At 37.5% G+C, this 23,759-nt stretch carries 19 protein-coding genes and 1 pseudogene; 16 read left to right on the top strand and 4 right to left on the bottom strand.

The genetic code is table 11. The annotated features are described in order from the left end of the window. Nucleotides 1–14: 14 nt before the first annotated feature. From GGR10_RS04110 to truB, 9 genes are all read left to right on the top strand, one after another. Nucleotides 15–425, top strand: coding sequence for a helix-turn-helix domain-containing protein (locus GGR10_RS04110; RefSeq protein ID WP_007476066.1), 411 nt, complete (start codon nucleotides 15–17; stop codon nucleotides 423–425). 133 nt (nucleotides 426–558) lie between these two features. Further along, nucleotides 559–1,827: a methionine adenosyltransferase gene (metK, locus tag GGR10_RS04105; RefSeq protein WP_182480027.1), complete on the top strand. Its 1,269-nt coding sequence runs from the start codon at nucleotides 559–561 to the stop codon at nucleotides 1,825–1,827. After that, nucleotides 1,824–2,525 carry a tRNA (guanine(46)-N(7))-methyltransferase TrmB gene (gene trmB / locus GGR10_RS04100; protein WP_182480026.1) on the top strand — a complete coding sequence of 234 codons (702 nt, stop codon included), beginning with the start codon at nucleotides 1,824–1,826 and terminating at the stop codon, nucleotides 2,523–2,525. Before metK ends, trmB begins: the two co-directional genes overlap by 4 nt. Nucleotides 2,526–2,668: 143 nt before the next feature. Beyond that, nucleotides 2,669–3,295, top strand: coding sequence for a ribosome maturation factor RimP (rimP, locus tag GGR10_RS04095; RefSeq protein WP_182480095.1), 627 nt, complete (start codon nucleotides 2,669–2,671; stop codon nucleotides 3,293–3,295). Nucleotides 3,296–3,344: 49 nt separating this feature from the next. Continuing rightward, a complete protein-coding gene (gene nusA / locus GGR10_RS04090; protein ID WP_010703288.1) occupies nucleotides 3,345–4,958 on the top strand; it encodes a transcription termination factor NusA in 1,614 nt (537 codons plus the stop codon). A gap of 19 nt (nucleotides 4,959–4,977) precedes the next feature. Next, on the top strand, nucleotides 4,978–5,613 hold the full coding sequence (locus tag GGR10_RS04085) for an RNA-binding protein (protein ID WP_182480025.1): 636 nt from the start codon (nucleotides 4,978–4,980) through the stop codon (nucleotides 5,611–5,613). Then, on the top strand, nucleotides 5,610–8,159 hold the full coding sequence (gene infB / locus GGR10_RS04080; RefSeq protein ID WP_182480024.1) for a translation initiation factor IF-2: 2,550 nt from the start codon (nucleotides 5,610–5,612) through the stop codon (nucleotides 8,157–8,159). The genes GGR10_RS04085 and infB overlap by 4 nt, the downstream gene beginning before the upstream one ends. Before the next feature lie 128 nt (nucleotides 8,160–8,287). Further along, nucleotides 8,288–8,695: a 30S ribosome-binding factor RbfA gene (gene rbfA / locus GGR10_RS04075; RefSeq protein ID WP_182480023.1), complete on the top strand. Its 408-nt coding sequence runs from the start codon at nucleotides 8,288–8,290 to the stop codon at nucleotides 8,693–8,695. 6 nt (nucleotides 8,696–8,701) lie between these two features. Then, nucleotides 8,702–9,664 carry a tRNA pseudouridine(55) synthase TruB gene (truB, locus tag GGR10_RS04070; protein WP_182480022.1) on the top strand — a complete coding sequence of 321 codons (963 nt, stop codon included), beginning with the start codon at nucleotides 8,702–8,704 and terminating at the stop codon, nucleotides 9,662–9,664. Between the two features lie 108 nt (nucleotides 9,665–9,772). Here the strand turns inward: truB and GGR10_RS04065 are convergent, their stop codons facing one another. Further along, nucleotides 9,773–11,401 carry an MFS transporter gene (locus tag GGR10_RS04065; protein WP_182480021.1) on the bottom strand — a complete coding sequence of 543 codons (1,629 nt, stop codon included), beginning with the start codon at nucleotides 11,399–11,401 and terminating at the stop codon, nucleotides 9,773–9,775. Nucleotides 11,402–11,699: 298 nt separating this feature from the next. Between GGR10_RS04065 and rpsO the strand changes: the two genes are divergently transcribed. Together rpsO and pnp are read left to right on the top strand one after the other, a co-directional pair. Beyond that, complete coding sequence (gene rpsO, locus GGR10_RS04060; protein ID WP_007476079.1) at nucleotides 11,700–11,969, top strand: 30S ribosomal protein S15; 270 nt, start codon at nucleotides 11,700–11,702, stop codon at nucleotides 11,967–11,969. Nucleotides 11,970–12,199: 230 nt separating this feature from the next. Further along, nucleotides 12,200–14,401: a polyribonucleotide nucleotidyltransferase gene (gene pnp / locus GGR10_RS04055; protein WP_182480020.1), complete on the top strand. Its 2,202-nt coding sequence runs from the start codon at nucleotides 12,200–12,202 to the stop codon at nucleotides 14,399–14,401. Between the two features lie 1,076 nt (nucleotides 14,402–15,477). Here the strand turns inward: pnp and hslU are convergent. Together hslU and hslV are read right to left on the bottom strand one after the other, a co-directional pair. Continuing rightward, nucleotides 15,478–16,788: an ATP-dependent protease ATPase subunit HslU gene (hslU, locus tag GGR10_RS04050; protein ID WP_182480019.1), complete on the bottom strand. Its 1,311-nt coding sequence runs from the start codon at nucleotides 16,786–16,788 to the stop codon at nucleotides 15,478–15,480. After that, nucleotides 16,789–17,371 (bottom strand): annotated as a pseudogene (gene hslV, locus GGR10_RS04045) (ATP-dependent protease subunit HslV). Between the two features lie 200 nt (nucleotides 17,372–17,571). Here hslV and GGR10_RS04040 point away from each other — a divergent pair. The 5 genes from GGR10_RS04040 (at nucleotide 17,572) to GGR10_RS04020 (ending at nucleotide 23,072) form a co-directional block, all read left to right on the top strand. Beyond that, a complete protein-coding gene (locus GGR10_RS04040) occupies nucleotides 17,572–18,561 on the top strand; it encodes an asparaginase (protein WP_182480018.1) in 990 nt (329 codons plus the stop codon). Nucleotides 18,562–18,698: 137 nt separating this feature from the next. Next, complete coding sequence (gene coaA, locus GGR10_RS04035; protein WP_182480017.1) at nucleotides 18,699–19,697, top strand: type I pantothenate kinase; 999 nt, start codon at nucleotides 18,699–18,701, stop codon at nucleotides 19,695–19,697. A 13-nt stretch (nucleotides 19,698–19,710) separates the two neighbouring features. Further along, nucleotides 19,711–21,084, top strand: a complete 1,374-nt coding sequence (locus GGR10_RS04030; RefSeq protein ID WP_182480016.1) for a leucyl aminopeptidase family protein — start codon at nucleotides 19,711–19,713, stop codon at nucleotides 21,082–21,084. A 5-nt stretch (nucleotides 21,085–21,089) separates the two neighbouring features. Next, on the top strand, nucleotides 21,090–21,953 hold the full coding sequence (locus tag GGR10_RS04025; RefSeq protein ID WP_182480015.1) for a C40 family peptidase: 864 nt from the start codon (nucleotides 21,090–21,092) through the stop codon (nucleotides 21,951–21,953). Between the two features lie 561 nt (nucleotides 21,954–22,514). Continuing rightward, a complete protein-coding gene (locus tag GGR10_RS04020; RefSeq protein WP_182480014.1) occupies nucleotides 22,515–23,072 on the top strand; it encodes an SH3 domain-containing protein in 558 nt (185 codons plus the stop codon). Nucleotides 23,073–23,132: 60 nt separating this feature from the next. Here the strand turns inward: GGR10_RS04020 and irrA are convergent, their stop codons facing one another. Further along, nucleotides 23,133–23,576, bottom strand: a complete 444-nt coding sequence (irrA, locus tag GGR10_RS04015; RefSeq protein WP_422614140.1) for an iron response transcriptional regulator IrrA — start codon at nucleotides 23,574–23,576, stop codon at nucleotides 23,133–23,135. Between the last annotated feature and the right edge of the window lie 183 nt (nucleotides 23,577–23,759).

The raw sequence follows: 23,759 nt of genomic DNA, 5'->3' as shown, positions 1-23,759 counted from the left end.
TAAAGAGTTGCAGTATGACCGAAACTAGAAAAAAGCCCGATCCAATAGATGTTTATGTTGGCACTCGTATTCGTTTACGTCGTAATATGTTAGGTCTTACCCAAGAAAAATTAGGTGAGCAATTAGGTATTACTTTTCAACAAATCCAAAAATATGAAAAAGGTACAAACCGTGTTGGTGCAAGTCGCCTTCAAGCAATTGCAGAAATTATGGATGTTCCTGTTTCTTATTTTTTTGATAAAGGCATTACTCAATCCGTAGAAGGTTTTGCTGAAAACGAGAGTAATTTCATGGATTTTTGCTCTAGCAGCGAAGGAATCCAATTAATGCGTGCTTTTACTAATATACTTGATGCTAAAGTACGTCGAAAAATCATTGATTTAGCAAAAGCTCTTTCTGAAGAAGATCAAACAAATAAATTATAAGAATAAAAATTACATTTTTCCTTTAATATCGCCTCATAAATCAGCATTGACGATTTGCCATAGGATTGGCAAATAGAGCAAACTTTAAATAAATAATAAGAAAATGCCGGTTTTCTTTTTTGAGGGAGTTTTTATGCCGCATCAAAATTATTTTTTCACTAGTGAATCAGTATCCGAAGGGCATCCTGACAAAATCTGTGATCGTATTTCGGATGAAATCGTTGATATGGTTTATAAAGAAGCGCAGAAAACTGGAACTGATCCATGGTTAATGCGAATCGCTTGTGAAACTTTAGTAAGCATAAATCGTGTGGTTATTGCTGGTGAGATGCGTGTTCCTGATACGCTCTTAAAAAGAGATAAAAATGGAGAATTTATTTATGATAAAATTGGTTCTCCTATCATCAACCCTACTCATTTTCGTACAGTTGCGCGTCAAGCTATTCGTGCAATTGGTTATGAACAGGCAGGTTTTCATTGGAAAACGGTTAAAATTGATGTTCTTTTGCGTCAACAATCGGCTGATATTGCACAAGCGGTTGACAATGCAACTGATCGTCAAGGCCAAGAGGGAGCAGGCGATCAAGGCATTATGTTTGGATATGCTTGCCGTGAAACACCAGACCTTATGCCTGCGCCAATCTATTATGCGCACAAAATCTTAGAGCTTCTTGCCATAGCGCGCCATAAAAAAGAAGGAGAAGCTGGAAAACTGGGGCCAGACGCTAAAAGTCAAATAACAATACGATATAAAAATGGAAAACCTATAGAGGTAACGTCTATTGTTCTTTCAACACAACATTTGGATGAAAATTGGGATTCAAATAAAGTGCAAACAGTAGTTGAGCCTTATATTCGTCAAGCTTTACGTGATATTCCTATTTCTGATGAATGCAGTTGGTATATCAACCCAACAGGCAAATTTGTTATTGGCGGGCCTCAAAGTGATGCAGGGTTAACAGGACGCAAAATCATTGTTGATACTTATGGTGGTGCAGCACCCCATGGTGGAGGGGCGTTTTCAGGTAAAGACACAACAAAAGTTGACCGTTCTGCAGCATATGCTGCACGCTATCTAGCTAAGAATATTGTTGCAGCTGATTTAGCAGAACGGTGCACTATTCAACTTTCTTATGCAATTGGCGTTGCACAACCCTTATCTATTTACCTTAACCTTCACGGAACAGGAAAAGTAGATGAAAATACTATTGAAACCGCAATCCGCAAAATAATGGATCTTTCACCAACAGGTATCCGAAAACACCTTGGTCTTAACAAACCCATTTACGCCAAAACAGCTGCTTATGGCCATTTTGGGCGCAAACCAGAACATGATGGTTCATTTTCATGGGAAAAAACTGATCTAATTGCAACGCTTAAATCAATGATTAAAGTACCATGATTGCACATAAAACACGTATGAGCGAAGCTTTTTTTGGTCGCCGACAAGGGAAACAGTTACGAAACAATCAAATTTCGTGTATAAAAACGCTTCTCCCCACTCTTAATATTGATTTAAACAAACCAGCGCCCTTAGAGTTAACATCTTTATTTGCTACTCAAGTAAAAGAAGTCCGGCTTGAAATTGGTTTTGGTGGAGGTGAAAATTTAATTCATGAAATGGAACGTTTTCCACAAACTGGTTTTATTGGCGTAGAACCCTTTATTAACGGTATGGCAAAAATATTGGTCCATATTGAAAAACACACACATTACCAAAATCATCTTCGCCTTTATGATAATGATGCCACACAACTTCTTGATTGGCTGCCAACAGCATCACTTGATGGAATAGATCTTTTTTATCCCGATCCATGGCCTAAAAAAAAGCATTGGAAACGGCGATTTATCAATACAAAAAACCTTAATCGTTTTGCTCGAGTTCTTAAAATAGGTAAAAAATTCCGTTTTGCCAGCGATATAGATACTTATGTTAATTGGACCCTATATCACTGCACACATCACGACAGTTTTGAATGGCAAGCAGAAAATCCTCAAGATTGGAAAAACCCCTACCCGTCATGGCAGAGCACCCGTTATGAAGCAAAAGCTTTGCGCGAAGGCAGAACACCTGCTTATCTCACTTTTATTAGGAAATAGCTGATAAAACACTTTACCATGGACGACTTGAAAAACTTTAAATTTAAGAATATAATGAAAAGAATTCTTAATCTTGTGATAAGGAGTGGGTTATTTGGACCCGCTCTTTTTTAATATCAGTGGGTCAAAACAACTTGAATGATATAAACGAAACTGAAACAATAAATAACATTGATGAGCCGCGTCTGTTTGAAGAAGATGGCATCGAAGGGCGTGTGGCTGCTCTTGTCTCACCATTGCTCAAACCTTTAAGTTATCGTTTAATTCGCGTAAAATTCTCTGGTTTAAATGGCTTAACTCTTCAGATTATGGCTGAACGCGCTGATGGCACCATGACAATAGAAGATTGTGAAATTATTAGCCGCACTGTTTCGCCTTTTCTTGATGTACAAAACATCATTGAACGAAAATATCATTTGGAAATCTCATCTCCTGGTATTGATCGCCCATTGGTAAGAAAATCTGATTTTTTCAAGTGGCAAGGACATGTTGCAAAAATTGAAACTGGTGTTGTTATTAATGGACGCCAGAAATTTCGTGGCACACTAACAAATATTACACAAAATAGCTTTACCTTAAATACCGATAAAGCTTCTTACGGAGAAATAGCGGATGTTTTGATTCCCTTCGCTGATGTTACGAATGCGCGTCTAATACTCACTGATGAACTTATTCGCGACGCACTGAAAAAAGATAAAGAGTTACGTCAACAGCTAATCCCTGAAGATAATCTCAACACTTTAACCGAGAAAACAAACTGTCAAAATTAATATTAATTAGGATCATTCCGCTTGGATGGTATAAAAAAGGAGAAAATCTATGGCTATAAGCGCTAACAGGCTTGAACTTCTGCAAATCGCAGATGCTGTTGCACGCGAAAAGTCAATTGACCGTGAAATTGTCATTTCTGCAATGGCTGATGCTATACAAAAAGCAGCACGTTCACGTTATGGTCAAGAAACCAATATCCGTGCTGAGATTAATTCTAAAACCGGTGAAATCAAATTGCAGCGTTTGCTTCAAGTCGTTGATATTGTTGAAGATTATACAAATGAAATCGCTTTATCTGACGCCTTAAAACATCAAGTCGATATAAAAATTGGTGATTTTTTCTGTGACCCTTTACCTCCTATGGATTTTGGGCGCATTGCAGCGCAATCTGCCAAACAAGTTATTGTCCAAAAAGTACGTGATGCGGAACGTGACCAGCAATTTGAAGAGTTCAAAAACAAAGTTGGTGAAATAATTTCTGGTACAGTCAAACGTGTAGAATACGGTAATGTTATTGTCGATCTAGGACGTGGAGAAGCTATAATACGACGTGATGAGCTAATTCCTCGTGAGTCCTTTCATTATGGAGATCGGATTCGTGCCTTTGTCAATGACGTACATCGTGAACAGCGGGGTCCGCAAATTTTTCTTTCGCGTACGCACCCTCAATTTATGGCAAAACTTTTTACCATGGAAGTGCCAGAAATTTATGATGGTATTATAGAAATTAAATCCGTTGCACGTGATCCAGGTTCGCGTGCCAAAATTGCTGTCGTTTCACGTGATGGCTCAATTGATCCTGTTGGAGCGTGCGTTGGAATGCGAGGAAGCCGGGTTCAAGCTGTTGTTGCAGAATTGCAAGGAGAAAAAATTGACATTATTCCTTGGTCACCTGATGCTGCAACATTTATTGTCAATGCACTACAGCCTGCTGAAGTTTCAAAGGTCGTTCTTGATGAAGATGCAGAACGTATTGAGGTTGTCGTTCCTGATGACCAACTCAGTCTCGCTATTGGGCGACGTGGGCAAAATGTTCGTTTAGCTTCGCAATTAACAGGGTGGAGCATTGATATCTTAACAGAACAAGAAGAATCCGAAAATCGCCAAAAAGAATTTAATGAACGCAGTAAACTTTTCATGGAATCCTTAGATGTTGACGAAATGGTCGGACAAGTTATGGCATCAGAAGGTTTTGCTTCAATTGAAGAAATTGCCTATGTTGATCTTGAAGAAATCGCTTCTATTGATGGTTTTGATAATGAAACTGCTTCAGAAATTCAAAGCCGTGCACGCGAATACCTAGAACGCAAAGAAAAAGAATTAGATGAAAAACGTAAAAAACTCGGTGTTGCTGATGAATTGCGATCACTTCCTGGTATGACAAACGCAATGTTGGTTGCTATTGGCGAAGATGGTATTAAAACAATAGACGATTTTGCAGGTTATGCAGTGGACGACTTAATTGGCTGGCGAGAACGCAAAGGAGGTCAAGTTCAGAACTTCTCTGGTATCTTAACTCCATTTGATATTACACGTACTGATGCAGAAGCTATGATTTTAGCTGCACGTGTGCAAGCAGGTTGGATATGCCAAACTGATTGTGTCGCAGAAAATTCTACAGAAAATGAGAAAACAGATAACGTGGATGAAGATACACTTTAAAATAGGAGACACACTTTAAATGAATGAGCGGACCTGTATTGTGACAAAGAAAAGCGCTTCAACAGCGGCGTTGATCCGCTTTGTCGTTGGTCCAAACAATCAAATTATCCCCGATCTTAAAGCTAATTTGCCTGGGCGTGGTATTTGGGTTTCTGCTCATTATAATACCATTGAAGAAGCAATTAAACGTAAAGCTTTTAGCAGAAATCTTAAAACAGATGTGGAGGTTGCTTCAAATCTTGCTAATATTGTGGATAAACTCCTCTTAAAGTCTGCCCTTGGGAGCCTTTCTATGGCGCGAAAAGCAGGTGCTGTTGTTGCAGGTTTAACCAAAGTTGATTCTGCTATCCGCTCTGGTCAGGTTGCTCTCGTGCTGCATGCAAAAGAAGCTACAGAAGATGGTAAACGGAAAATTTTACAAGCAATCTATGCAATACAACAGAAAACGAATCAGGATATAAAAGTTTTATCTTTATTTACAAGCGATGAAATGAGTGTGGCTTTTGGAGCTAATCTTGTGATACATGCAGCCTTATTGAATACAAAATCTGCAGAGGGTTTTAGCAAAACGATAAACAAATTGATCGCCTATCGTAACGAGAAATACAATAAGCCTTGTGAGATGACGGCAAAAGCCGTGAAGGAAATACAATGAGTGAAAATAATAATGACAAGATAACAGCTAAAAAGACGCTGACCCTCAAACGAACAGGGCTGGAAACTAGTATGGTCAAACAAAATTTTAGTCATGGACGTACAAAAGCTGTAGTTGTCGAAACTAAACGACGTAAAATTACACGTCCTGATGAAAAAGTTGAGACATCATCGTCAATTACTAAACCACATGTGGCTCAACCACGCTCCAAACCCCGGTTTGAAGAAAAAACAACGAGTAAACCTATAGCCCAAAAATCTGTGGCTCAAAGTAATCTTTCATCAGCTGAAATAGAAGCAAGATTTCGTGCTTTAGAAGAAGCAAAAATCCAAGAACAGATAACGCGTCAACAAGCTGAAGAAAAAGAAAGACGTGCCAAAGAACGTGAAGAAAGCTTGCGTTTACAAGCTGCTCAAGAAAAAACAAAACAGCAAGACAATCAACACACTGTAGTACAAACTCAAACTTTCTCTCCCGCAGTCTCTCTAACAGAACCAATAGAATCAGCAAAGGCAGCTGCCCCGTTTAAAAATACAGCTTCAATCGAAAAACGTGCCATAGATGACAATGAAGACGAAGAAAAGCGTAACCGTCGCGCTAATCTTTCCAAATCAGAAATACGTGCACCTAAAGCTGTAAAAGGTGCCGATGAACGCCGCCGCGGAAAACTCACGCTTAATAGTGCCTTAGATGAAGAAGGCAGTGCACGTGGCCGTTCAATGGCTGCAATGCGCCGCAGACAAGAAAAATTTAAACGCGCTCAAAACCAAGAACCACGGGAAAAAATTTCTCGTGAAGTTATTCTTCCTGAAACTATTACCATCCAAGAACTTGCACAACGTATGGCTGAACGCTCCGTTGATGTTATTAAATTTCTGATGAAACAGGGCCAAATGATGAAGCCCGGCGATGTTATTGATGTAGATACTGCTGAACTTATTGCTATTGAATTTGGTCATACAGTTAAATGTGTCTCAGAATCGGATGTAGAAGAAGGCATCTTTAATATAGCTGATGACCCTCAAAAAATGCGGCAACGTCCACCAGTGGTAACAATTATGGGGCATGTCGATCACGGAAAGACGTCTTTGCTCGATGCTATTCGCAAAGCCAATGTTGCATCTAATGAAGCAGGTAGTATTACGCAACATATTGGTGCTTATCAAATTGAACACAATGGTCAAAAGATTACCTTTATTGATACACCCGGACACTCTGCCTTTACAGCCATGCGTGCTCGAGGTGCCCAAATCACTGACATTGCTATTCTGGTAATCGCTGCAGATGATAGTGTTATGCCGCAAACAATTGAATCAATCAATCATGCAAAAGCTGCTGGTGTGCCTATTATTGTTGCCATTAACAAAACGGATAAACCAACTGCTGATGCACAAAAAGTGCGCACAGAACTTATGCAACACGAAGTTTTCGTAGAATCCATGGGTGGGGAAACTTTAGAGGTTGAGGTTTCTGCTAAAACTGGTCAAAATCTTGATAAACTTCTAGAAGCTATTCTCCTTCAAGCTGAAATTCTTGACCTGAAAGCAGACTCAGAACGAACTGCAGAAGGTATTGTTATTGAAGCAAAACTTGATAGAGGACGTGGATCCATTGCAACTGTTCTTATTCAAAAAGGTGCATTGCATCTTTCCAATATTATCGTAGCAGGTAATGAATGGGGCCGTGTTCGTGCCTTGATTGATGATCATGGTAACCATATTAAAGAAGCAGGTCCTTCTACACCGGTTGAAATTTTAGGTATGCAAGGTACACCGCAAGCTGGTGACCGTTTTGCTGTTGTAGTGAATGAAGAAAAAGCACGTGAAATTTCTGAATATCGTCAACGATTAGCACGTGACAAAGCTGTAGCACGAAAAGCTGGTTCTCGTGGTTCTCTTGAACAAATGATGACAAAACTGCAAACCGCTGGCATAAAAGAATTTCCGCTTATTATTAAAGGAGACGTTCGGGGATCTATTGAAGCGATTGCATCAGTATTAGAAAAGCTCGGAAATGAGGAAGTATGTGCACGTATTGTTCACTCTGGTACTGGAGGAATCACTGAAAGTGATATTTCTCTTGCTGCAGCATCTAATTCTGCTGTTATTGGTTTTAATGTCCGAGCTAATAAACAAGTGCGTGATCTAGCTGCAGCTCAAGGAATTGAAATTCGCTATTATAACATCATTTACGATCTCGTTGATGATGTCAAAGCAGCTATGTCAGGATTGCTTTCACCAGAAAAACGTGAAACATTTCTTGGTAATGCTGAAATTTTGGAAGTCTTTAACATTACAAAAATTGGAAAAGTTGCTGGCTGTCGAGTTACAGAAGGTAAAATAGAACGAGGTGCAAGTGTTCGCCTCATTCGAGATAATATTGTTATTCATGAAGGAAAACTTAAAACACTTAAACGTTTCAAAGATGAAGTCAATGAAGTGCAAGTTAGCCAAGAATGTGGGATAGCATTTGAAAATTATGAAGATACTCGTATAGGTGATATTGTTGAAATTTTCCGAGTCGAGCATATTAATCGCACATTATAAAATCACATGATAACTTTCCTCTTTATTAAATGAGAGAAATTATTGGGTTGATGGATGGTGTTTCTTTCCTTTTTAATTTTTTAAAAAAAGTAAAGAGAAGAGAAATTGTAATAAAGGTTATGAGTTCAATGAAAAACACAGGCCCATCACAACGGCAATTAAGAGTGGGAGAACAAGTTCGCCACGTGTTAGCTCATATACTGCAACGAGATATTTTACTTGATGATGTCTTAAAAGGTGTTGTTATTTCTATCTCTGAAGTACGTATGTCAGCAGATTTGAAAATTGCCACTTGCTTTGTTTCTCCGCTCAGTACTGTTCACGATATTTCTCACACTGCTATTATAGAAGTCTTAAATAAACATAGTCGTTTTATCCGTAAAGAAATTAGCCATCAATTGCGACAAATGAAATACATACCTGAATTACGTTTTCGGTTTGATAGTAGTTTTGATAATTTTTCAAAAATTGATGCTCTACTCCATTCACCTGACGTTGCACGCGATCTTCTTCATAATAACGAGCCTGAAAATTAAAAGAGCATGGCACAACAACGCAAAAAAAAAGGTCGTTCTATCTCTGGTTGGGTAATTCTTGACAAACCAAAAGGAATGAGATCAACAGAAGCTGTCTCACAAATCAAATGGCTCTTTAATGCACAAAAAGCAGGGCATGCAGGCACACTTGATCCACTTGCTTCTGGTATGTTACCTATTGCATTAGGTGAAGCAACCAAAACTATTCCTTATGTTATGGAAGGTGTCAAAACCTATCACTTTCACGTAGCTTGGGGAGAAGAGCGCTCAACAGATGATCTCGAAGGTGAAGTCATTAAAACAGCGACTCAACGTCCAACACAAGAAGATATCCTTGCCCTTTTACCCAAATATACAGGTGTTATTCTACAAACACCTCCAAAATTTTCTGCAATCAAAATTGCCGGCAATCGTGCTTATGATCTAGCCCGTGCAGGTGAAATTGTTGAAATTCCACCCCGCGAAGTGAAAATTGAATCTCTCAAACTTACTGGAACCACCACACAAGGACATTCCATTTTTGAAATAACATGCGGAAAAGGAACATATGTACGCTCCTTAGCACGCGATATGGGACGTGATCTTGGTTGTTATGGATATATTGCTGACTTACGCCGTATCGCAGTAGCTCCTTTTAATGAAAATGATCTTATTCCATGGAATAAATTAGAGGCAGCCGTAACACATAAAGACGAAAAAGGAGAAAATTATGCATTTCCCAAACGGGATTTCTCTATACTTGATGAACTACTAACTGAAACAAAGGCCGCATTAGTTCATCTCCCTCATTACACCATAAACGAAAATCAAGCACAGCATTTAAGAACGGGCAATCCAGTACTCTTATATAATCAAAATACATCCGTTGATGAAAGTGATGTTTGTATAATCTACAAAGACCAACTTCTCGCTATAGGTACTATTGAAAAAAACCAATTCAAACCCAAACGTATTTTCACAAATAGATGAACTTCTTTCTGCCTGCGATAACCTCTTTATGGAACGAAATATTCTCTTACACTTATTACGAACAATTGATCTATTTTACCACTTTATATCCAAGCTGTTCTACTAAAATCATTGTTCTGTAGAAAACTTCAAATATACCTCATCAGCCTGTGGTATTGTTTGCCACTCAATCATACGATGTACTCTTATACCATCGGGTGCACAATTTAATCGATCAAGATGTTTATTCACTTCTGCATCTGCTTTTATAGCCCGATAATTATGGCGTAAATAATCTACCCATGTTGGCATATGATAAACTTCTGTCCAATAGCCAGGTTTTTCAAGATTACGTACAAGAACCCATTGGCGAGCACCATCACGTCGACGAATATGACGACGACGTGCCATAACTTCAAGAAATTCTTCGAGATCATTTTCATTGATTTGATAATCAATCATAATCATGATAGGGCCACTACATGCTTCCAAGTCAAGCAAAACTTGTGGTTCTTTAAATTGATTAAGTGGATCAAAATCTATCTGAGGAATTTCTTGGATTTTAAACTTTATACCCGCAAGAGCCCCTAAAATTAAGAAGAGAGCACAAACACTCAAAGCCACTGTTGGAGAATAAGCATCAGCAAATACACCCCAGATCACACTACCAACTGCCATACCACCATAAGATGCAGTTTGATAAAGTGCTAAAGCACGCGCAACAACCCAGCGTGGTGTAGAAAGTTGTACAGATGTATTAAACAGCGACAACGCTAAAACCCAGAATAAACCAGCAGGAAATAAAACAAGATGGCTTACAACAATTGAACGACTCATTGCTAAAACAAAGCAAACAAAAGAAAAGCCAATAAATGAAGTTGCAACTATCGTTTCTGAACTAAAACAATGCCGTATATACGAGTTAACAAAGCCAGCTGTAATCGCACCTATACCAAAACAACCAAGTAACGTACCGTAGAGAAGGGCACCTCCCCCAAGAATGTCACATGCAACAATTGGTAACAAAGCAGAAACCGAAATCGTCCCGATACCAAAAAGAAACGCTCTGGCCATAACGTTTAAAAGATTAGGCGACATCACAACATAACGCAGACCATCTGCTATAGCCCCTAAAAATTTCTCTCGTGGCAATGGTAATGTATTGGTCTTATAGTTTGGTTTCCATAAAAATAAAGCACTCGTTAAAGGAATATAACTCATAGCATTTAATAAAAAAGCAGCCGTTCCACCTAGAGCAGCAATAACAACTCCTCCGATAGCAGGACCTATACTGCGCATTAAATTAAAACCAATACTATTTAGAGTAACAGCAGCAGGGATATTTTCTCTACTGACAATATCCCCCATTGTTGCTTGCCAAGCAGGATTATGAAAAGCAAGCCCACACCCAATCAAAAATGTGAAACACAGTAAAAGCCAAGGCGTTATCAATCCTAAATAGGATAAAACAGTCAAATTAATTGATACAATTATCATAACTATTTGTGCAAATAACATAATTTGACGCCGATTAAAATTATCGGCTAATGCTCCTGCCATCAGAGAAAAAACAACAAGCGGTAATACTGTAGCACCTTGAACAAGCCCAACCATGAAATGCGACGAACTAATCAAAGTCATCAACCAGCTTGCTCCTACAGCTTGTATAACAACTCCTAAATTAAAAATGAGATTCGCTGACCATAAATTTCGAAACATTGAATTTCGAAAAAGCTCTAACGTTGAAATTTTCTGCATCTTTTGTCTCCAAATCGGCAGTCTAATCTTCTTTTTACCATAAACACATTGCGCAAAGCTGCAATCTTTCTCTCAAATAGATATGCCATATTTCATAAAATAGCCTTAAACTAAACAACTTTATTTCTAAAGAAGATCTTCAATATACTTTCAAGGGCTAGTATTTTGTTCTTCTTTCTTATATAAATACCAAAGCAAGTAAGAATTTTTGTTCTGCTTGTTTTTTCATAGACCCTCGCTGGACGACATCTCGGCTATGGGTGACTGTTGTTTCCTCATTTTTTGAAAGGATGATATGATGTCGATTACAGCTGAACGTAAACACGCTCTCATTACAGAATATGCAACTAAAACCGGTGATACAGGTTCGCCAGAAGTGCAAGTTGCTGTTCTTTCTGAACGTATTTCTAATTTAACTAATCATTTTAAATCTCACAAAAAGGACAATCATTCTCGTCGTGGCCTTTTAAAGATGGTTTCTAAACGCCGTCGTCTTCTTGACTACCTTAAAGAAATTGACCAAGATCGCTATCAGGTGTTGATCGGAAAACTAGGCTTGCGTCGCTAAAATAAAGTAAATGGGTGTTTTTACAAAAAACATCCATTTATGTCAGCTTACTGCTTTCATCTTCAAAATTGATAAAAAATTTTCATAAGGCAGGATTGCCAGTTGCTTCGTATCTCAATTGTGATTTATTCTTATCTTTGCGAAAGAACAGAAGCATCTTGTTGTCTTGCCCGCATTTGAAAGAAAACATACAAAATTAGAACGTGAACACTGGCCATTAAGGATAAAAAATGTTTAAAACCCATAAGGTAGAAATTGAATGGGCCGGTCGGCCACTCATCCTCGAAACAGGAAAAATTGCACGTCAAGCTGATGGTGCAGTTCTCGCAACCTACGGTGAAACCATCGTCTTGGCAACCGTCGTTTCAGCAAAAAATCCAAAACCAGATCAAGATTTTTTTCCACTAACCGTTAATTATCAAGAAAAAACCTATGCTGTTGGTAAAATACCAGGTGGTTATTTCAAACGTGAAAGCCGGCCGAGTGAAAATGAAACATTGGTTTCACGTTTGATTGATCGTCCGATTCGTCCTCTTTTTGTCGACGGTTATAAGAATGACACTCAAGTCATTGTCTCTGTTATACAGCATGATTTAGAAAACAACCCTGATATTCTTGCTATGATTGCATCCTCTGCTGCATTAACTTTATCAGGCATTCCTTTTGTAGGTCCTATTGCTGGTGCTCGCGTTGGTTATTGTAATGGGCAATATGTTCTCAATCCTCACATTGATGAAATGCCCGAATCAAAACTTGATCTTGTCGTTGCCGGAACAGAAAATGCCGTGCTAATGGTCGAATCAGAAGCACAAGAATTACCTGAAGATGTCATGCTTGGTGCTGTTATATTTGGTCAAAAAGGTTTTCAACCGGTTATTGACGCCATCATTAAACTTGCCGAAGTTGCTGCAAAAGAACCGCGCGATTTTATTCCAGAAGATTTATCTGACCTTGAAACAGCTATGCTTGAAATGGTCGAAAAAGACCTTCAAAAAGCTTATACAATCACCGATAAACAAGAACGTCACACTGCAATTGACGCTATTAAAGCAGAAGTTGTCGACAAATTTATGTCGAAAATGGAAGAAAATTGTGAATTTAATGCTGATCAAATTGCCACTGTTTTCAAGCATTTACAGGCTAAAATTGTTCGCCAAAATATTCTTGATACTGGAAAACGCATTGATGGACGCACCCTTTCAACTGTCCGTTCAATTCAATCAGAAGTTGGTATTTTGCCTCGTGCACACGGATCAGCGCTGTTTACCCGTGGTGAAACACAAGCACTTGTTATCGCAACCTTGGGAACGAGTGAAGACGAACAATATATTGACTCATTAACAGGAACGTACAAAGAAACATTCTTACTCCATTACAATTTTCCACCTTTTTCAGTAGGTGAAACAGGACGTATTAGTTCTCCTGGTCGTCGAGAAATTGGTCATGGTAAATTGGCATGGCGTGCTATTCACCCAATGTTGCCAACAAAAGACTCTTTCCCTTACACTATTCGTGCTGTATCGGAAATTACTGAATCTAATGGATCATCTTCAATGGCAACTGTCTGTGGAACTTCACTTGCGCTCATGGATGCAGGTGTTCCTTTAGCTCGTCCTGTTGCAGGTATTGCAATGGGCTTGATTAAAGAAGGTGAACGTTTTGCTATTTTGTCTGACATTTTAGGCGATGAAGATCATCTTGGTGATATGGACTTCAAAGTAGCAGGTACAAAAAACGGTATCACATCTTTGCAAATGGACATTAAAATCGATGGTATTACTGAAGAAATTATGAAAATAGCACTTGAGCAAGCCAAAGATGGTCGAATCCATATTCTCAATGAAATGTCAAAAGCCTTAACCAGCGCACGTGATGAACTAAGCGAGTTTTCTCCACGTATAGAAATGATGAACATTCCTGTAGATAAAATTCGTGATGTTATTGGCTCTGGTGGAAAAGTAATTCGGGAAATCGTCGAACAAACTGGAGCTAAAATTAATATTGAAGATAATGGTGCAATTAAGATTGCTTCTACCGATGCTAAAGCCATTGAAGCAGCAAAACGTTGGATTCATTCGATTGTTGATGAACCCGAAACTGGTGCCATTTATCAAGGAACAGTTGTAAAAACTGCAGAATTTGGCGCATTTGTGAACTTTTTTGGCTCACGCGATGGACTTGTTCATATTTCCCAACTGGCATCAGAACGCGTAGAAAAAACAACTGATATCGTTAAAGAGGGTGATAAAGTTTGGGTTAAATTAATGGGCTTTGATGAACGCGGTAAAATCCGATTGTCGATGAAAGTTGTTGACCAACAAACCGGGAAAGAAACTACTCTCGATGATTCAATGAAGACAGAAAAAGAAAATAGTTCTGATAAAAAAAGTAACACTGAACGAAAACGCCGCAGTAAGAAAAAAGAAAACTAAGCTTTTTCTTATTATCATGAAAAAAGTGCTATCCTCACGTTAGGATAGCATTTTTTTTTGAAAGAACCCAATGTGTCATTGTTGCTATCTTGAAAAATATGATTTTCTTCAACTTAACTCAAATTAATATTGGCTGTTTTCTGATTTAATTAAGATACTCAATGAATAATAAATACAAACTTTTAAATTATAATCGTCTTAGTAATTAAATTTCTTAAAATCTACCAATGTCAAATTCCGTTTCTTTTGCAAACAAGTTAAATATTTGCCCATGATGGTGTGTTTTTACAATTTGATAAATACCATGATCCTCGCTAAAAACTACTTCTTGAATTTGCCTAAATAGGTCAAACCAAGTATATAAATTGTCATCAACAAAAGTAAAACTAGCAAATATCACTTCAATGATGAAATAGATAAATTATATTAGTGACAAATTACAAAATCACAGCCTTGTATTTTGGTTTTAAGTATCGCTATCTATATAGATAGGTATAATATTTATCGTTTCGTTCACCACTACTCAGTTTTGAAAATACATTTCATAACATTTTGGCATGTTTTTATGGTCGTTACTGTTCCAGAATCTGCCATATTTGTTATTTTGTATATTTCTGGAAAAACTTTTATTTTAGTAGAAAGATTAAGACTTCTTTTCTTACGCAAAAACCTAAGAAAATAAATAAAACTTAGCCTGCACTTAATTTTTATGAAATTAATCATAACAGAAAGCAGTCAAAACACATGTAATAATTAACAGCTATTATTTTCATGGTTTTTTATTAGAACGATCTTGTTTACGAGTTTATCACAGATTTTCATAATACAATCATTTTAAATCCACGATCTCACACAACAAAACATAAATATCTTCATCTTAAGAAAGAAAGTATTGCGATTATTAATACCTACAAAATCCTTCAAATAAGAAAGTAGCTTATTTTATTGTTTGCTAACCAATATCTACTCTTGTGAAAGAGTGTAAAAAACTCTTTCACAAAATTTTGATATATAAAAAGCACACAGTTTTTAAAGTTATCGAAGCACAACGAAAAGATAATAACAAGCGATAACCCTTAAAGAATAAAACGTGAAAGATCGACATCAGCCGCCAGATCGCCTATAGATTGTTTGACATAAGCAGCATCAACTTTAAATGAAGTACCAGCTTTATCAGGCGCTGTAAAAGAAATTTCATCTAGAACACGCTCCATCACTGTTTGCAAGCGACGTGCCCCAATATTTTCAATTCTTGCGTTTAAATCAACAGCAATATCAGCCAAAGCATCAATTGCATCGTCTGTAATTTCTAAATGAACCTCTTCTGTCGCCATTAAAGCAATATATTGCTTAATCAAACTTGCTTCAGGTTCGGTAAGAATACGCCGTAAATCTTCCCTCGTTAAAGCATTTAACTCTACACGTATAGGCAAACGGCCTTGAAGCTCTGGCAACAAATCAGATGGCTTGGACACATGAAACGCACCAGAAGCAATAAAAAGAATATGATCTGTTTTTATTTGCCCATATTTAGTAGCAACTGTTGTTCCCTCAACTAAAGGCAAAAGATCTCGCTGAACTCCTTCACGTGAAACAGTAGCACCTGCTCCACCGTCTCTGGTTGCAATCTTATCAATCTCATCAATGAAAACAATTCCATCATTTTCAGCTACACGCAATGCTTCTTGAATAATTTGATCCTGATCAAGAAGTTTTTCAGATTCATCATCAATTAATGGTTTAAAAGCATCCCGCACAGTTGTTTTGCGGATTTTTGTACGAGTCCCCATTTTGCCAAAAATATCTGATAGACTCATAATACCCATTTGTGCACCAGGCATACCAGGAATATCAAAGGTGGGAGTACCATTACTACTATTATCGGCTACTTCAATCTCAATTTCTTTTTCGTCTAATTCACCTTCGCGTAATTTTTTACGAAAACTATCACGTGTAGCAGGACTTGCCGTTTTGCCAACAAGGGCATCCAAAACTCGCTCTTCAGCATTTATATGGGCTTTAGCTTTCACCTCATCCCGCTTTTTTTCGCGTACAAGAGAAATTGCTATTTCAACAAGATCACGAATAATTTGTTCAACATCACGCCCAACATAACCAACTTCGGTAAATTTAGTGGCTTCTACTTTAACAAAAGGCGCACCAGCAAGTTTTGCTAATCGACGTGCTATTCCTGTTTTACCAACACCTGTCGGCCCTATCATTAAAATATTTTTCGGCATAACTTCTTCACGCATTTGTCCTTCAAGTTGTTGCCGACGCCACCGATTACGCAAAGCAATAGCAACAGAACGTTTAGCGTCTTTTTGACCAATAATAAAACGATCAAGTTCAGAAACAGTTTCGCGAGGAGAAAATACAACACACATTCAAATAGCTTTCTCTAAAGAATTATAACTCTGTATCCAATGTTTCAATCGTGAAATTGCCATTGGTATAAACACAAATTTCAGCAGCAATGCTCATCGCCTTACACGCAATAGCTTTTGCATCCAAATCCGTATCTATGAGTGCCCGCGCAGCCGATAAAGCAAAATTGCCCCCAGAACCAATTGCCATGATTCCATCTTCTGGTTCTAATACATCTCCAAGACCTGTTAAAGCCAAAGTTACTTTTTTATCAGCCACAAGCATCATTGCTTCAAGACGACGCAAATAGCGGTCAGTTCGCCAGTCTTTTGCAAGCTCTACACACGCACGCATAAGCTGATCAGGATATTGTTCAAGCTTAATTTCCAATCTTTCTAACAATGTGAAAGCATCCGCTGTAGCGCCTGCAAAACCAGCAATAACCGTTCCACCCTTCCCAAGACGACGCACTTTACGTGCATTACCTTTCATAATAGTTTGCCCAAGTGAAACCTGACCATCACCAGCCATAACTACTTTATCACCCTTTCGTACAGTAACAATAGTTGTACCATACATTCTATCAGACTTATGTTCTGTCATTAAGAAAACTCCTTAATATTGCTTCCCTTTATCAGACATAAAATGCAACTATCTACCTCTTTATTTAAGAACATATATTGCAAAACACAACGACTAAGCTTAACTCAATTATTTAAATAAGAAAATGATACCGTTGCTGCCAACTTAAATTGTTGTTAAATAACTTTCACATGTAATCTGCATTTTCTAAAGGGCAAACTATGAAAAAAATAGCCATAGGAACATTGGGTGGCACTATCGCAATGGCGCCCGATAATTTTGGGAAAATGCAACCAACTTTAACTTCAGATATCCTTATAAAAAGTGTTCCTGATTTTAAAAATATTGCCGATATTTATGCTAAAACATTAACACAATTACCAAGTGGATCTTTATCTTTTAAAATTCTTTTTGAAACAATAGAATGGGCAACACAGCAAATTGCAGCCGGTGCCGATGGTATTGTTTTAACACAAGGTACTGATACACTAGAAGAAACAGCTTTTTTTCTTTCCCTTTACTGGAATAAAGTTGAACCACTCGTTATAACTGGTGCTATGCGTCTACCCTGTAATGCAGGTGCTGATGGGCCGGCTAATCTTTTAGCTGCAACCCGCGTTGCCGCTGATCAACAAAGTCGTAACAGAGGTGTCTTGGTTGTGATCAACGACACTATTCATTCACCCTACTGGGTACAGAAAAGCCATACTGTCAAGGTTGAAACATTTCAGTCAGATTTAGCAGGCGCTTTAGGGACAATTTTGGAAGGAAAACTTATTTATTTCAACGATCGAAATTTCTTCCCTACAACTTTTACGTTTCCCAAAAAGGATAATCACCAAGTTGCACTCCTGCACTCCTCTCTCTCATCTGATACAAACTTAATGAAATTCTGTCTTGAAAGTGGACATTATGCAGGCCTTGTTATAGCTGGTTTTGGTGCGGGTCATTGCTCTTTTCAAGAAGCAGACATTGTACGACAATACGCCAAGAAAATTCCAATTATCATCGCAAGCCGTTCTTATAATGGCTCAACAGCTAAAACAACCTATGGTTATAAAGGTTCAGAAATCGATATGATCGCTTCTGGCGCCTTAATGTCAGGTTATTTATCCGCAGTGAAAGCGCGTTTACTTTTATGGGCTTTTTTGGCACAAGGTCTATCACGAGAACAAATTAATATGTATTGGAATGATTGGACTATAAGTTGAGCAAACCCGTTGATTATCTTAAATGAAGAGAATATGCACAATAAAATATTTCTGACAATAAAGCGCCCTATCTTTTCATATTCAAGCATTGCTGTTGCAAAAAAAGCAATCCAGCAAAAATCCTTGGCTGGTAAAAAATGATTGATATCAATCTGCTAAAAACCAATCAAGGAGATGATCTGATCAACTACATTTCTGGCCCCTACTCTCCTTATAGTGTCTTTACTGCACAAGAATGGTCACAGTTTCGTGCAGATACACCACTTACTTTAACCTTTGATGAAATTAAGCGTCTACGATCAATTGGCGATCCTATTGATCTTGAAGAAGTACAACGCATTTATCTCTCGTTGTCGCGTTTGTTATCATGCCACGTTGAAGCAGTGCAAAAACTCTTCCAAAAACGACAACAATTTTTGCACCAAGAAGACACAATAAAAACTCCTTTTATTATTGGCATTTCAGGCTCTGTTGCAGTAGGAAAATCAACCACTGCACGCATCCTTCAAGAACTTTTGAAGCGCTGGACATCCAGCTTTAAAGTCGACCTCGTAACAACTGATGGCTTTCTCTATCCTAATGCCGTGTTACAGAAGAAAAATCGTATGAATCGTAAAGGTTTTCCTGATTCTTATGATATTAAAAAATTGCTGAGCTTTCTTTCTGCCATAAAAGCTGGCATCGGTAATGTCAGCGTGCCGCTTTATTCACATATGACCTACGATGTTGTAGAAAATAAAGAAGCTATCATTGACCGCCCTGATATTTTAATCGTTGAAGGTATTAACGTGCTTCAGGTCAGTAATTTTCTCAATGATAAAAAAATTATGCCTTTTGTTTCAGATTTTTTTGATTTTTCAATCTATGTAGACGCTGAAACAGAAATGATTCGCCATTGGTATCTAGATCGTTTCAAACGTTTACGTAAAACAGCGTTTCAAAATCCTGAATCTTATTTTCATCGTTATGCACTCTTAAATGAAGAAGAAGCCTTTAAAATTGCTGAAAATCTTTGGCATACGATTAACTTAAAAAATTTACAGGAAAATATATTGCCAACACGGCCACGGGCTAACCTTATTCTACGGAAAGGAAGAAACCATTTAGTCGAATATGTCGCGCTTCGAAAACTATAAGGATCAAATAGATATGCTTCAACACCAAATTAATTTCACTTCAACACGTGCTGACAATAGCTGCCCTATTATTTTAGTATGCCAAAAAAATTGTGCTGACTTACCTTTTGATACATCAACAACCAAATGGATGAAAGTTAATAATTTTACTGGAAAAGCAGGGCAAATATTATTTGTTCCTCATGAAACAGGACAATTAAAAAAAGTTTTATTTGGAATTGGCAATGGTGAAGAACCTTTTATCACAGGGCTTCTTGCCAAACATCTGCCCGCCGGCCATTGGCATTTACAAGGATCAACCGCAAACGAAATAAATATTTATTTAGGATTAGCATTAGGAAGCTATCAATTTAATCGCTATCTCCAAAATCCTTCTTCCAAATCATTATCGATTCATGTTCATGACACAATTGATCTTAATGAACTCAAACGAATTTATGAGACAGTCTTTTTTGTCCGTGATCTTATCAATACTCCAGCCAATGACATGACCCCTGATACTCTGGAGACCACAACCCACCAACTAGGGCAAACTTATAATGCTCGCGTCAAAAGCATTTGTGGAGACGAACTCCTTACACAAAACTTTCCAATGATTCACGCCGTAGGGCGGGCAAGCAATATTGCACCACGACTTATTGAACTACAATGGGGGCAGGAAAATCATCCTAAAATAACATTAGTTGGTAAAGGCGTGACCTTTGACACTGGGGGATTAGACATTAAATCAGCCAACAACATGCTGTTAATGAAAAAAGATATGAGTGGTAGTGCACATGTCTTAGGCTTAGCTAAGCTTATTATGGATGCACAATTACCCTTCCGTTTACAGGTTCTGATTCCAGCCGTTGAAAATGCAGTTTCGGGTAACGCCTTTCGGCCAGGTGACATTTTAAAAAGTCGAAAAGGACTAAGTGTTGAAATTGGCAATACAGACGCTGAAGGCCGACTTATTCTTGCCGATGCATTAACCTATGGTGATGAAAACAAACCTCAATTCATGCTTTGTATGGCTAGTTTAACAGGGGCTGCTCGCATAGCGTTAGGTCCAGATCTTCCTGCATTTTATTGTAATGACTCATCATGGGCACAAAAAATTTCTCAAGCTGCCAACTGTGTTAGTGATCCTCTTTGGCAAATGCCACTCTGGCAACCTTATAAAGAAAAATTATCATCACCGATTGCTGATCTCAATAATGCAACTCGGGATAACTTCGCTGGCTCTATAACTGCTGCCTTATTTCTCAACTCTTTTGTTGAAAAAACCCAACACTTTGCTCATTTTGATCTGTACGGGTGGATACCAAAAGAAAAACCAGGTTATCCTACTGGTGGTAGTGCGCAAGTTATTCGTGCCCTTTATCATCTTTTCAAAGACCAAAGTTAACATAAATGACACATAAAGATCCACGATTATATCCATTCAGAAATGATCTTGCAGATCAGCACATTATAAAAGAAATAACAGCTCAACGCCCTATTCAAGGAGAAAAAAAACGCGTTAATACAGCAGTTGCTGGTTTGTTTAAAGATAAAAATCAAAAAAGCGAAAGGCAAACTGAATGCCTTTTTGGAGAAGAACTTTTAATCTTTGAACAAGGAGAAACCATGTCATGGGGGCAATCACTCAAAGACAACTATGTGGGTTATATTGATACAAAAATTCTTTGTACATCAACTATAAAACAAACTCATATTGTTTCAGTGCCGCGTACCTTTCAATATTTACAAGCTGACTTACGTGGACCAATAGACAGTGCCTTATCCATGGGAAGCAAAGTAAGTGTCGTTGATGAAATTGAAACACGAAATACAATGTATTCTATCCTTGAAAATGGAAAAGCTATTGTTTCTTGTCACCTTAAGCCCATTGAATATATCTATGAAGATTACGTTACAGTTGCGCAAACTCTTGTCGGCACACCTTATCTTTGGGGTGGTGTCAGTGGTTTTGGTATTGATTGCTCGGGACTGGTCCAGCTTTCCATGATGATGACCGGTCAAATGGTTTTACGAGATGCCGATATGCAACAGAAAACCATAGGAAAACAATTGACAGACGATGAAAATCTTCAACGGGGTGATTTGATTTTTTGGAAAGGCCATGTTGCTATTATGGTCGATCACCAAAATATCATTCACGCAAATGGCAAATCCATGGATGTTATGATCGAACCATTAGAAGAAGCTATCACATATTTTGCTAAGAAAAATCAGCATCTCATAGCAAAACGTCGACCAATCCAGAAAATATAATATACGTTCTCTCATATGAGAGAGTTTAAAAAATACAACAACGCAATTATTATTATCATATGTGGAAAATAATAATTTGATTTTCATATACTCATTAATGCAGAGCTGAATTCCACACTTACTTTTTTAAACATATAAAGTTGACCCCCTATTATAAGGCTTTTCATTTACGTACTTCAACTAAAACATTTCTGTTTATAATTTTGCACGTATTTCCCTCATAAGACAGCTTACTTACACATAAGCATTAAAATGTTAAAAATAACTTTTATTATTGTGTATTATAAATTGTATCATTTAATCAAATGAATGCCAAAAAGTTCGTCTACACATTGCTTTATTAAAAGAAGAAAATTTACTTTAACATTATGATGAATCTGTACTTACAGTACATCTATATTTTCAAATGTTTTAGTATTGTTCATAAATTTTATCATAATTGCTTAATTAATTTAAACCTCTTTAACTAAACATATGCCATATTAAATAAGTCTCGGACCTATTTTCCAAATGTTAAATTACAAAAATACAAAAAGCGTAGAATAAGAAAAAGGTTGAAAAGTGAAAAATTCCATCTGGTTTCGATTTTCAACATTCCTATCATGTATATTAATAACAGGAGAATTTTTATTTGGTTTTCCTGTTCTTTCGCATGCACAAGCATCCAATCAAAATTTAGGTCCAAGTGGTTTACCACTTCCGCGATTTGCTTCGATCAAGCCTGCACGTGTTAATGTACGCGTGGGGCCGGGAAGTAATTATCCTATTATCTACACCTATCAAAAGCAGGGCTTACCTATTGAAATTATTCAAGAATATGATCAATGGCGCAAAATTCGTGACGCTGAAGGAGACGAAGGATGGGTCTATCAATCGCTTTTATCGGGAAAACGAACTGCTATAACTATTCCGTGGCAAAAAGATAAAACAAAAAGACTTATGGTACGCCAAACTCCAACAGATAATGCAAAACTTTTAGCAGAAGTAGAACCCAATATTATCGGGAATATTCGTCAATGTAACGGGCATTGGTGTGAATTAGATATTCGCAACATTCGCGGATGGCTTCATCAAACCCAATTATGGGGAATTTATCCTGGTGAAAAAATCAAAAATTAATGATTTTCCAGCTTCTGCACTTAATTTTCATGTATCAAACTGTTTAATTCCTAATATCAACTAAGTTTTGGGTCTTAATCGAATAATTAAATCAACATGCGAAATTTCCATCCCCTCCGGAGGTTGAGGCAAATTTTCAATAATAGGAGACCCTTTTAAACTACAAGGAATATCAAGAATACGATTCTCACCTTCAATATAGAAATGATAATGATCAGATGTATTCGTATCAAACCAAGTTTTTGAGCCTTCTACAGCAATAATTCGTAATAAACCAGCTTCCGTAAATTGATGAAGTGTATTATAAACTGTCGCTAAAGATACAGGAACATTCGATTTAACCGCCTCTTCATAAAGCTCTTCAGCTGCAATATGGCGATTGCCTTGAGAAAAAATCATTTTGGCGAGCTCTAATCGTTGGCGCGTTGGCCGCAAACCATTTTGACGTAAATGTTTTTCTAATTCAGGTAAGGAATAATAATTCACAACTCCCTCACGAACTATTTTTCTTCATAAATCCTAAATCGTTTATGCTTATTGACGCAATATAAACTGCATTACATTTATATTCAAGTAAGGTTGACATTCAGGAAAATGAGGAAGATAAAACATAAATTCTTGATTTTATCAAAAATAGCCTTTCATAATAAAAATATATAAAAAAGGTCTTTAATCATATAAAATCAT

The sequence above is a fragment of the Bartonella chomelii genome, from assembly GCF_014138465.1.
GTDB classification, from domain to species: domain Bacteria; phylum Pseudomonadota; class Alphaproteobacteria; order Rhizobiales; family Rhizobiaceae; genus Bartonella; species Bartonella schoenbuchensis.
The sequence above is the reverse complement of the archived record's forward strand: the minus strand, read 5'-3'. Positions and strand labels throughout refer to the sequence as shown.